Below are 12,345 nucleotides of genomic sequence, written 5' to 3' on the forward strand. Positions count from 1 at the left end.
TAGGCTTTCTCCTCGTCTAGATAACCTAAGATCGTTAAAAAGTTTACTGTAATCTGTTCCAAACATGAATCAAAAATAAAAATAAAGATGTGGGTACACGGTAGGGTAGTAGCGGCAGCCCCGAGCTTTTTCTGCGAGGGCTATAGCAAATAACGGGACGAAACTTAAATACTTGCGGTGTTTCTGCTTTTCTAAATCAAGTGAACCTATTCAGAACATTAATAATTTGTTGTTATTCCCCCCAATGTGTGGAGAAATGCAACACTTTCGAAAACTAAGAAAACAAATAAAATACTGATTATCAATAAACTAGTAAAGTGTGCCAGCTTTGGCATCATTATGAAACCATAGGAAGTATTATAACGAATATTAAATTTTAAAAATCATACTATGAAAAAGTTCATTTTATCAGCTACATTTTTAGCTTTCGCAGGATTCTCAGCAGTTCAAGCAAGTGAAGTAAACACAATAAAAAATGCTGCAATTGTTGCAGTTCAAGATAGCACTACAAAAACACCAGTTAAATTGGAAGAATTACCAGAGCCAGTTACAACTGCATTGAAATCTGATGCTTACAAAGGCTGGACAGCTACAGAAGCTTGGGCAGTGAAAGATGGTTCAAAAGAATATTACCTTATCAATGTTAAAAAAGAAGCAGAAACTGGTTCGGTTAAAATTGATAAAGACGGTAAACCGGTACAATAGTCGAATCACAACCCAAATATAACAATCGCCTGTTAAGGCATAATTAACCATTTAATGTAGCCTTTTAGTAGGCTACACTTTAAATTTAAAATATAAAACTATGAAAAAGCTCATTTTATCAGCAGCATTAGCAATAGCAGGATTTACAGCAGTACAAGCAAGTGAAGTTAATTTAAAACCAACTGCAATTGTTGCAGCTCAAGACAGTACTACAAAAACTCCGGTTAAATTAGAAGAATTGCCAGAGCCAGTTACAACCGCATTGAAATCTGACGCTTATAAAGGCTGGACAGCTACAGAAGCTTGGGCTGTTAAAGAAGGAACAAAAGAATATTACCTTATCAATGTTAAAAAAGAAGCAGAAACTGGTTCGGTTAAAATTGATAAAGACGGTAAGCCAGTACAGTAACCCCAAATATTACATCTACCTAATATAAGAAAGGCCGGTTTTTAATCGGCTTTTCTTATTTTTGTTGTATGGCGAGAATCCTGATTTTAGAAGACGATACAACATTTGCTCAATTACTTGAAGGTTTTTTAACTAAAAACAACCATGAGGTTACGCTCGTAACGCATGTAAAACAATCTTTTAAACTTCTCGAATCACAAGAATTTGATTTATTACTTATAGATTATCGCCTACCAGATGGTGTAGGTTTAAACGTGATTACCCATACCAGAAATTTAGGTTTTGCTACGCCGATCATCATCATGACCAGTTTTAATGATGTGCGTACGGCGGTAAAATCCATGCAAATGGGTGCGTTTGACTACATTACAAAACCTGTTAACCCGGATGAGCTTTTAATGGTCATCAAAAATTCGCTCACTAAAAAGGACAATAAAACCACCAATCAAACTACTACCGATAGCGATTTTATTAGAGGCAAGAGTGCAATTGCTGATAAATTATATGGGCACATTGCCTTAGTTGCGCCTACGGATATGTCGGTAATTATACAAGGGGAAAGTGGAACAGGAAAGGAATTTGCCGCCAGAACCTTACACCAGCAAAGTAAAAGAGCAAACAAACCCTTTATTGCGATTGATTGCGGAGCATTATCAAAAGATTTAGCTGCAAGCGAATTATTCGGACATGTTAAAGGTGCATTTACTGGTGCCTTGAATGATAAAAAAGGGCAGTTTGAAGCCGCAGATGGTGGCACTTTATTCTTGGATGAGGTAGGTAATTTGAGTTACGAGGTTCAGATTAAACTTTTAAGAGCCTTGCAGGAACGAGTAATACAACCGCTTGGTAGCACAAAGCAAGTTCAGGTTGACGTTAGAATTATTACGGCAACAAATGATGATTTGGCAAGCAGTATGCAAGGGGGCGAATTCAGAGAAGATTTATACCACCGTTTGAATGAATTTAAAATACAACTGCCTCCGTTAAGAGATAGAGGTGGCGATTTAGAGTTGTTTATTAATCATTTTATACAACTTTCGAATCGTGATTTAGATAGAAACGTGCAAACCATATCTGCTGATGCGAAAGCGTTATTATTAAACTACGATTGGCCTGGAAATCTACGCGAGCTAAGCAATGTTATAAAACGAATGGTTTTACTAACGCAAGGCGATGTAGCCAAAATAGAAGCCTTGCCTGATGAAATGATGATTTCCGTTAATCAGCAAACAGCGGCCGGAAATTCTTCTGACTTAAAGGCGGTAAATGAGCAAAACGAAAAAGCTTTGATTACGGAAACTTTAATCAGGGTTAGGCATAATAAATCAAAAGCTGCAAAAATTTTAAATATTGACAGGAAGACGCTTTATGCTAAAATGGAAAGGTATGGGATTGAGTAATTGAGAGGTGTTAAATTTTTGTCATGGCCGTACAGGCCTTTTTTTTTGGCAGCAAAAGAAAAAGGCCTGTCGGCTTAAAATTATTCATTGCTGATTTATGGTTTTTTAGGTATTCATGAGTGCTTCGCAGTTTTTTTATTAAAGTTAGTTCTTTGGATTTCGCTGTGGATGCCGAAAAATTTGTTAGGCCGATTTATGTTTAACGAAGATTCACAGCTTAGGCTTAGTTGGGTTGAAAAACCAAAAACGCTAATTAGGATGTAGATTCCTCATTAAAACAGAATTATTATATTTTCTCTAGCTGCTCCATGTTTTCTATAACAGCAATCAAGCTTTCTAGTTTCTTTAACTGAATCATAATTTGCTTTACCCTGCCCTCGTCCAAACCATCGTTTGCAATTTCGAGTTCCAGTTCACGAAATGAAGTTGCTAACGTTTTAGCACCCATTTGGGCTGTGCGGCCAGCGAGGCGGTGAACAATTAATCTACTTTTATCTTGATTATTCTCCTTTAAATATAGTGTTAATTCTTGTGAATCGTTAATACAATCCAACTTAAACCTATTCAATATCTTCTCAAGCATCTGTTGGTCGCCAAAAGTCATTTTCTCAATTGAGGAGAAATCAAACTCAGTTTCTTCTACAACAATTTCAGTCTTGTCAAAAATGGCCAATAAATCTACAGCCTGAAACGGCTTCATAATCAGTCCATCAAAGCCATCACTTAAAACCATTTCCCTTTCTTCGGGTAAAACCTGTGCCGTAATTGCATAGAATTTTACGCTTGCAGGCAATTTCTTTCTTAATAGATGACACAATTCAATTCCTGTCATCTCAGGCATACGCATATCTATCAATACATATTTTAAATCTTCAGGAATTTCTTCTTTAAGTATATCACTTACCCGATTAAAACTTTTGTATGGAATCTTATTTTTCCCAAAGATGAGACCACATAAATCGAGGATTAATTTATCATCATCTATTATCCAAAGCATACCCGGATTTACGATTGCATAATGCTCTAAGTCCAGCGCATCATTTACATGCTCCTCTGTATATCCGTAGGTTAAGTAAATATTGAAAGTTGTGCCAACAGATGGTTTACTCTTAACATGAATTCGTCCACCTTGTGCCTCTATTAAAGATTTTACAATTGGAAGTCCTAAGCCTGTTCCAATTTGGTTTATTGCATATTTTTCTGGCGATTCTATTTGCTCAAATTCATTAAATATTTTGCTGATATCGCTTTCTTCGAAACCAATTCCGGTATCTTGTATTGTAAAATGAAAGTGTAAATTGTTGCCCTTGCGTTTGCACGAAACTGATAAATTGATTTCGCCTTTAAGCGTAAATTTAACTGCATTGCCAATCAGGTTAAATAAAATTTGTTTCAATCTAAAGGCATCGCCCCGAACAAATTCTATATTGGAAATATCAAGGCTTGTGTTCAGTTGCAAAGATTTTTGTTCGGCCAAAGGACGCATTACTGAGGTAACCTCATCTAAAATTTTTCGAAAATCGAAAACCTGGTTATTAAAGCTAAACTCCCCTGAGATAATTCGATTATAATCTAAAACTTCGTTTACAATTTGCAATAAATGGATGGATGATTGATAAATTGCATCTACATCTTTCTTTTTAGGATTATCTTGTTGAGCAATTAACTCTGCATAACCTAAAATAGATTGCAATGGCGTTCTAATTTCGTGGCTCATGTTAGAAAGGAAGCGTTGCTTCGCCTTTCCATGATATTCGGCCTCATCTTTGGCCTGCTCCAGTTCTTTTCTGTAGCGATTGCTTTTGGTAATATCTGTTAAAATAAAATATAGTAGAATGACTGTGAGCAAAAAGAAAGCAATTATAATAACCGTAATCTGTGTAATCCCATCATTTACAACCTGCCTGGCTTGTATGCCATTTAAATCGATTTGCGTAACCGCCTGACCTTCAACTTCCCGTAAAATCTGCAACATTTTAGAAGTTAGGGCATTACTGGCATTTGATAAATCAGCTTCGCGTTTTAAAAACTTCTGGCTTTTCTGACGTTGCTCCAGTTCGATATTTTTCAACGAACCAGTCATGCTTTTCATAATACTGTCTTCGGCTTTAGCATTTAAAGTATCTCGCTTAACCTTAAATTCTTCGTTAATAATTTTATAAACATCCGACTTCTTTTTACCGAAAAGCTTACTTAAAAAACCTCTTGATTTTTGTTCTTCTTCGGGCGCAACTGTTGTGGTTGATGTGGTGGTTTCCGTTGTTAAAATTGCGCTATCGGTTTGGACGGACCTTTTAACAACCAGTTCATTTAATTTTTTAACCTCATCAGAGAAAGATTTTGTATTAACCAACGTTTCTCTAACTTTTAGATAGTCAACAAATTGCTTATCTCTATCCGATAATAAATTTTTTATTGATTTTATCCTGGCCAGCTGCAAAGAATCTCCGTCATACAAACCTTTTAAAGTATCAAGCGTTGCCCGCAATTTTCTCGATTCTTTTAAAAAGCTGTAATCTCCTTGCTTATTAAAAGCTTCATCACGCTGTAACTGGTCTAATCTGGCAATTTTATGAGAGAGCTCGTTTACAAGTCTGAGCCTATCGTTTGGTGCAGAAATTTGTTCAACCGTACTAAGCATACGCGTAAAGGCGAATTTACTAATACCCCAAGCCAAGAGCAGCGCAAAACAAGCAAATAGAAAGCCGATAATTACTTTACTTTTTATTGCCCTTAAGAAACGTTTTTGAATAACGGCCGCCATTTAATAGAGATTTTGCCTTTTAGATAAAACGAATTTTTAACCAAAAAACATATGCATTAGCAGAATAAACAAATAACATACCAAGCCGTTTTAAAAATTTTGCCTAATTTTAGTTTACCAAACAAAATGAATCGCATCGACAGACTTTTCGGGATTTTAACTTTACTTCAATCGAGGAAATATATTACTGCCGAGAAAATATCAGAGCGCTTTAGCATTAGTGTAAGAACGGTTTACCGCGATGTAAAGGCACTAACTGAGCAAGGCATTCCTGTAAGTTTCGAACAGCATAAAGGTTATTTTATAGTACAAGGCTATTTTCTCCCGCCAGTTTCTTTTAATACTGATGAAGCAAATGCCTTGCTCCTTGTAGAAACTTTGGTTACCGGGTTTGCTGATAATTCTATCCGTTCGCATTATGCTACAGCTTTAACAAAAGTGAAGGCTGTTTTAAAAAACAACCAGAAGGAAAAACTGGAGATCATGAATCAACACATTAAACTTCAAACACCAGAAAGGTTGAGGTTTAATTATGGTTACCTTTCATTAATTCAGGTTGCAATAGCCGATAAGCACATTATAGAACTTGAATATACAAATATAAAAGCTGAACCAAGCAAGCGCCATGTTGAACCAATTGGTTTAATTTTTTATGCTTTCAGCTGGCATTTAATTGGGTGGTGCCATTTGCGCAATCAATACCGCGACTTTAACCTAACCAGGATAATCTGCCTCAAAAACCTCGAAAGGCCGTTTACTAAAGAAGTACACATGCCGCTAAGCGATTATATGACGATGTTACCGGTTGATTTTTGATTTTTTTTTGAAAGCAGTTACAGTACCTTTTCGCTTAAGATAGTCCTGCCCTCGTTCCAAATCCTCAACCTCATGCTTCGGTCTCCGGGTTTTTCACTAAGTCAGGTTTAGGTGGCGCAGATTGTTATCCTATTCAAGGCAAAAACCAAGCGCATTAATTAACCAAACTATAAACCAAAATCTTTGAAATTTGTATTCCTACCTAGCTAAGCCAAAGTAATACATCTCCTTTCTACTTTAAACCGGCCTAACATCCCGTACGTACGGGATTGGGAAAGCATTATCAAAGCCAAACTACTAACTTTAATACAAAAATTTTCAGCCGGCAATTTTGTTTCTTTTATTGTCAAAAGAAAAAAGCCCGTCCGGCTAGGACATAAGAGTAAAATATTCAAAAGCAGAAATTAATAATCCTTAAAAAAATGACATTCTTTTTTACACTGCCATAGGGTTGTCACTCCGCACTATTTTCTTTGTGTAAACAAACCTCAAACATCATGAGCTTAGCCGACTTACTATTAATGGAAATCAACACAAAAGAAAAATCAAAACAACAAAATATGGATATTATCAAAGCATTATTAAAAGAACTTGAAATGGAGTTCAACACTTCAAAACAATTTATGGCAGCTGTACCAGCAGATAAATTTGATTGGGCACCTCACGAAAAAAGCATGAAACTTAAATCATTGGCAAGCCACGTTGCCGAGTTATCAGAATGGATTTCTTTAGCACTAACCACCAACGAATTGGATTTTGCAACTGCACCTTATGAGGAGAAAAAAATTGATAGCGCTCAAGATTTATTAAAAATTTTAGAAGCCAGCTATAAAATTGGTAAAACAGAGCTGGAGAATGCCAAAGAAGAAAGCTTAAGCGAAAGATGGGTTTTACGCATGGGTGAGCAAATTTTATCAGATTCTACCAGGTACGAGATGATTCGCATCGCTTTTAGTCAAACAGCGCACCACAGAGCACAATTAGGTGTCTATTTACGATTATTAGATATTCCTGTACCACAGAGCTACGGACCAACGGCCGATTTCCCATCCTTCTAAATTTTAGCCACAGCGTAATTTCAAATTTATGCTGTGGTTAATTACACAATTAATTTCCGTAAAATTGCAGCATGAAAAACACTTCTGCAACACGATTAAATAAGTTTATAAGCGAAAGCGGATTATGTTCTCGTCGCGAGGCAGATAGATTTATTGAACGTGGGAATGTTTTTATAAACGGCAAAAGAGCAAAGGTGGGCGACCAGGTTTTTGCAGGCGACAGAGTTATGGTTAACGGTCACAACATCGAGCCAAAAGAAGAAAGCAATTTCGTTTTATTGGCATTTAACAAACCTGTTGGCATTACCAGTACAACCGAAAGCAGCGTTCGTGATAATATTGTAGATTATGTTAATTACAGCGAAAGAATATTTCCAATCGGCAGGCTCGACAAAGATTCTTCAGGTTTAATCTTCCTTACAAATAATGGCGACATTGTAAATAAAATTCTTCGGGCAGGAAATAACCACGAAAAAGAATACGTGGTTACCGTAAATAAACCGGTAACTGAAGATTTTATTTTCGAAATGAGTAACGGAGTGCCTATTTTAGGTGTTAACACCAGGAAGTGCAAAGTTAGGCAGTTAACAACCTTTTCCTTTAACATTATACTTATTCAAGGTTTAAACAGGCAAATCCGCAGAATGTGCGAACATTTCGGTTATGAAGTAACCAAGTTGGAACGCACCCGAATTATGAATATCAATTTAAAGGGCATACCAACCGGAGAATTTAGAGAATTTACAGAATCGGAAATGGAAACGATTATGAAGAGCGTCGAAAAATCTTCATCAGAAGCGAAACCAAAATCTTCTTCAAAACCTAAAAAGAATACAAATACTTGGGAAGAAATTCCTGAATTACGATCTGAACGTCCATTAAAATACTCTAAGCCATCAAAATCTGCGCAAAAATCAGGAAGCAAAAAAAACTCTGGTCATTCATCGACTAAACAAAACCAGAAAAGTAATTCTTCGAGCAGAAATGCACGACCCGCAAAAGGTAAATCTACAGGCAAATCAAACACCAGACCAAGAGGAAGATAAGCCAACAAATTGTAAAATTAACTGTTGATTTATAGTCTTTTAGCTTTTCAATTTTAGCTTAATGCCTTTTTTAAGTACCTTTGTACTATTCTCTGCCAGAATAAAATTTAACCTATGGAAACATTAATTATGCACCCTGAAACTAAAGAGCAATTAGCTGCCTTAAAAGCAATAGCTAAAGCTTTGAAGGTTAATATAGAAACTAAAAAAAGCCCTTACAATCCAGAGTTTGTAAAAATCATTAAAAATGCCGAAAAAAAAGGCAATTACAAAACCGTAGATCCAGATGACGTATGGGGAAGTTTAGGCTTAAAATAGAAGAACTTGCACAAAATCATCTAGAAAAACATTATAAATCAGGAAATAAAGGTAGTATTAAGAAGATTGAAAAAATTCTCAAAGAACTTCTGAAACGCCTTACACTGGTAGTGGTAATCCTGAATTATTAAAGAATGAATTATCAGGTTTCTGGTCAAGAAGAATAAATCAAAAAGATAGATTAATTTACAAAGTTGAGGAAAACATTGTTACTGTTTTCATTATAGCAGCTATGGGTCATTACGGCGATAAATAAAATGTTAGAAAAACCACTGAAAAAAATAGACATCCGCTCATTAGATTTGCCACAGTTGCAGCAACATTTAACGACGATGCAACAACCTGCCTTTAGGGCTAAGCAAATTTACCAGTGGCTGTGGGAGAAATCGGCAACTACATTTGATGACATGAGTAATCTTTCTAAAGATTTACGCAAAGCATTAGATGAAAGCTTTACCATTAATGCCGTTCAGGTTAATAATTCGCAGTTCAGTAACGATCATACCATAAAAAACACTTTCCGTTTAGCCGATGGTAATATTGTAGAAGGCGTTTTAATTCCTCTTGAAGACCGTATGACGGCCTGTGTAAGTTCACAAGTTGGTTGCAGTTTAACTTGTAAATTCTGCGCAACTGGCTATATGGAACGTAAACGTAATTTAAATGCCGATGAGATTTATGATCAGGTTGTTTTAATTGATAAACAAGCAAAGCAAAATTACAATAATCCGCTTACCAACATTGTGTACATGGGCATGGGCGAACCTTTGCTTAATTACGCCAATGTGTTAAAATCAATCGAACGAATCACCGCACCCGATGGTTTAAACATGAGCTACAAGCGCATCACGGTTTCTACTGCAGGTATCGCTAAAATGATTAAAAAACTTGGCGATGATGGTGCAAAATTCAACCTTGCACTTTCATTACACGCTGCAAATGATAAAAAACGAAATGAAATAATGCCAATTAATGAGGCTAATTCGTTAAAATCTTTAGCCGAAGCGTTGAAGTATTATTTCGCTAAAACTAAAAATCCTGTAACTTACGAATACATCGTTTTTAACCATTTTAACGATGAGCTTGAAGATGCAATGGAACTGGCCAAATTCTGCAAGCATATTCCTTGCAAAGTAAACCTTATCGAATACAATCCAATTTCTTTTGCCGATTTTACAAATGCCGATGGCGATAAAATCGATGCTTTTTCAAACTACTTGAAAAGTCAGGGCATTAATACAAATATTCGCCGCAGCCGTGGTAAAGATATTGATGCAGCCTGCGGTCAGTTAGCCGTTAAGGAAGAAGCCAAAGCCTGACTTAATTTTTAGAAAAGCAAGGACAATACACAAATTTGCGTTTCGTCCTGCTGTACATTATAGCCCCAATTTTTAAACAAAAATCGGGGGCTGCCATTCCCATCAGGTTTAAATAACTTCTGCAATTACAACTATTTAAGGTTGCAAATTGTTAAAGGTTCATCGCCTTAAATTTCCAAAGAAATACTATATTTAATTAGGTAATCCACTAACCAAATTATTTATGGAAATCTATAAAGCAAAAAAATCCCCATTTTATCGCTGGAGCACAGATTTAATTGGCTTATTATTTCCAAATCTTTGTAACGCCTGCGGCATTTCACTTTTTCAAAATGAGCATTTAATATGCACCCACTGTTTGTACGATTTGCCCTTTACCGATTATCACATTTACGAAGAAAATAGGGTAGCTAAGCAATTATGGGGTAGGTTGCCACTTCATGGTGCAATGGCCATGCTCTACTTCAGAAAAGGTGCAAAAGTTCAAAACCTGATACACAATTTAAAATATAACCATAAAACAGAAGTTGGTAATTTACTTGGAAACATGCTTGGCGATAGGTTAAACAAAAGTCCAATCTATGAAAATATTGATTTAATAATCCCTGTGCCATTACACAAGAAAAAGCTTAGAATAAGAGGTTACAACCAAAGCACGTTTATTGCAGAAGGGATATCTGAAAAGATGAATGTTCCACTGGATGAAAATACCTTAGTCAGAATAACCTCAACAGAGAGCCAAACCAAGAAAAGTCGATACAGCAGGTACGAAAACATGAAAGATGTATTTGGAATTACCAATCCTGATGTAATAAAAGGTAAACATATACTACTTATAGATGATGTAATTACAACTGGTGCTACGCTCGAAGCCTGTGCAAATGCTTTATTAGAAAATGGCGCAGAAAAAGTAAGCATTGCAGCATTAGCATTCGCAGAATAATTATATTTGAGTTATGCGTTTTGTATTATATTATTTAATATTTACACTCCTTGTTTCTTCTTGTAGAAAAGATGAATACATAACTGCAGATCCCAATGCAAAACTAAGCTTATCGCAGCAGGTTGTTTTATTCGATACTTTATTCACAACGGTTGGTTCGATTACTAAAACAGTTAAAATCATCAACAGAAATAATGATGCAATAAATATTACAGACATTTCACTTTCTGGAGGTAATACATCACCATTTAGCCTAAACATCAATGGCCAAAGCACAAACAGTAAACCAAACATCAAAATCAACGGTCAAGATTCTTTAAATATATTTGTAAGGGTAAACATAAATCCTGATACCAGAACCAATCCTTTCATCATTCAGGATTCAATAATAATTCAATCAAATGGCAACCGCCAGGCGATACAACTTATTGCTTATGGGCAAAATGCAATTTTTATAAATAACGGAACCATTAACAGCAATACTGTTTGGTATAAGGGTTTTCCTTATATCATAACCGGCTCCATTACCATTAATAACAATGCAACATTAACAGTATCACCAGGCACAAAAATTTATTTCCATAAGGATGCGGTGATGAATGTTGAAGGTAAACTAAGTGTAAATGGCACAGCCAGTGAACCTATTCTTTTTAGCAGCGACAGAATGGAAGACATTTACGCCAACCAACCCGGGCAATGGCAAGGTATTTATATGAAACGTTTTGGTAACGGAATCATCAATAATGCTGTAATTAAAAATGCATCCGTAGGCATCACTTCCGATTCATTGTCTAATACTTCAAATCCGAAGCTTATTGTAGCCAACACCATCATTAAAAATATGCAGGTTGCTGCGTTTATAGGTTATCATTCAGAATTATTAGCTTTTAATAATTTGATGTACAACTGTGGCAATTACTTGATATATGCAATTGGCGGAGGAAATTATAACTTAAAACAAAATACTTTTGCAGGCTATAATCCAAACTTTCCCAGAAAAAATGCTGCATTAACGTTTTCTGATTATATATCAGCTACATCATTTAATAAACTGCAATTAAATTTAACCAATAACATTATTTGGGGAAGCTTAAACAATGAATTGGATATACAGAAGAAAACAAATGCAGCAAATGAGTTAACCATAGTTAATAACTTGATTAAAACCACAAGCAATAACTACAACACAAGCAACAATACTACAAATGTTGACCCACATTTTTTATTTACAACTCAAGAAAATTTTGAATTATCTTCTGGCAGTCCGGCTTTAGCAAAGGGAATTAGCCTCACTACAGACGAATATTATAATATTTATTTAAGCAAAGACTTAAAAAACAACAATAGAACCTTTCCATCGACTTTAGGCTGTTACGAGAAAAAATAATTTTTTTCATATTTCTCAAAACAAAATTAATTGACTTACGTTTATATATTCGAGAGCGTTAATTTAGATGGTAAGGGTCGATATTTCTTTTAGAATATCGGCCCTTTACTTTTTTAGGCAGGATTTTTCAGGATGATAGTCGGAGCGAATCTCGTATTTCTTCCAACAAAAAGAGCCTTA

Annotated in this window: 11 protein-coding genes and 1 pseudogene; 11 read left to right on the top strand and 1 reads right to left on the bottom strand. The window is 35.5% G+C overall.

Annotated features, from left to right (window positions below; translation table 11 throughout):
- Positions 1 to 390: 390 nt before the first annotated feature.
- The 3 genes from QWY86_RS11225 (at position 391) to QWY86_RS11235 (ending at position 2,514) form a co-directional block, all read left to right on the top strand.
- On the top strand, positions 391 to 705 hold the full coding sequence (locus tag QWY86_RS11225; protein WP_290242093.1) for a hypothetical protein: 315 nt from the start codon (positions 391 to 393) through the stop codon (positions 703 to 705).
- A gap of 100 nt (positions 706 to 805) precedes the next feature.
- Positions 806 to 1,114, top strand: a complete 309-nt coding sequence (locus tag QWY86_RS11230) for a hypothetical protein (protein WP_290242094.1) — start codon at positions 806 to 808, stop codon at positions 1,112 to 1,114.
- Between the two features lie 68 nt (positions 1,115 to 1,182).
- Positions 1,183 to 2,514, top strand: coding sequence for a sigma-54-dependent transcriptional regulator (locus QWY86_RS11235; RefSeq protein WP_290242096.1), 1,332 nt, complete (start codon positions 1,183 to 1,185; stop codon positions 2,512 to 2,514).
- A 286-nt stretch (positions 2,515 to 2,800) separates the two neighbouring features.
- On the opposite strand, the gene QWY86_RS11240 is transcribed toward QWY86_RS11235, so the two are convergent.
- The gene (locus QWY86_RS11240) at positions 2,801 to 5,278 is read right to left on the bottom strand and encodes an ATP-binding protein (protein WP_290242098.1); all 2,478 of its coding nucleotides are present in this window, start codon (positions 5,276 to 5,278) and stop codon (positions 2,801 to 2,803) included.
- A gap of 126 nt (positions 5,279 to 5,404) precedes the next feature.
- Here QWY86_RS11240 and QWY86_RS11245 point away from each other — a divergent pair, with 126 nt between their 5' ends.
- From QWY86_RS11245 to QWY86_RS11280, 8 genes and pseudogenes are all read left to right on the top strand, one after another.
- The gene (locus QWY86_RS11245; RefSeq protein ID WP_290242099.1) at positions 5,405 to 6,094 is read left to right on the top strand and encodes a helix-turn-helix transcriptional regulator; all 690 of its coding nucleotides are present in this window, start codon (positions 5,405 to 5,407) and stop codon (positions 6,092 to 6,094) included.
- A 497-nt stretch (positions 6,095 to 6,591) separates the two neighbouring features.
- Positions 6,592 to 7,152, top strand: a complete 561-nt coding sequence (locus QWY86_RS11250) for a DinB family protein (protein WP_290242102.1) — start codon at positions 6,592 to 6,594, stop codon at positions 7,150 to 7,152.
- 71 nt (positions 7,153 to 7,223) lie between these two features.
- The gene (rluF, locus tag QWY86_RS11255; protein ID WP_290242105.1) at positions 7,224 to 8,198 is read left to right on the top strand and encodes a 23S rRNA pseudouridine(2604) synthase RluF; all 975 of its coding nucleotides are present in this window, start codon (positions 7,224 to 7,226) and stop codon (positions 8,196 to 8,198) included.
- A 114-nt stretch (positions 8,199 to 8,312) separates the two neighbouring features.
- Positions 8,313 to 8,516 (top strand): DUF2683 family protein, encoded by a 204-nt coding sequence (locus QWY86_RS11260; protein WP_290242106.1) that lies wholly within the window; start codon positions 8,313 to 8,315, stop codon positions 8,514 to 8,516.
- 142 nt (positions 8,517 to 8,658) lie between these two features.
- Positions 8,659 to 8,772 (top strand): annotated as a pseudogene (locus QWY86_RS11265) (type II toxin-antitoxin system YoeB family toxin); the annotation flags it as partial.
- Between the two features lies 1 nt (position 8,773).
- On the top strand, positions 8,774 to 9,835 hold the full coding sequence (rlmN, locus tag QWY86_RS11270) for a dual-specificity RNA methyltransferase RlmN (RefSeq protein ID WP_290242108.1): 1,062 nt from the start codon (positions 8,774 to 8,776) through the stop codon (positions 9,833 to 9,835).
- A gap of 223 nt (positions 9,836 to 10,058) precedes the next feature.
- Positions 10,059 to 10,778, top strand: coding sequence for a ComF family protein (locus QWY86_RS11275; RefSeq protein ID WP_290242110.1), 720 nt, complete (start codon positions 10,059 to 10,061; stop codon positions 10,776 to 10,778).
- 13 nt (positions 10,779 to 10,791) lie between these two features.
- Positions 10,792 to 12,165: a beta-helix domain-containing protein gene (locus tag QWY86_RS11280; RefSeq protein ID WP_290242113.1), complete on the top strand. Its 1,374-nt coding sequence runs from the start codon at positions 10,792 to 10,794 to the stop codon at positions 12,163 to 12,165.
- Positions 12,166 to 12,345: the final 180 nt, after the last annotated feature.

Origin of the sequence: Pedobacter aquatilis (genome assembly GCF_030409415.1) — a bacterium.
In the GTDB taxonomy this organism is placed as follows: domain Bacteria; phylum Bacteroidota; class Bacteroidia; order Sphingobacteriales; family Sphingobacteriaceae; genus Pedobacter; species Pedobacter aquatilis.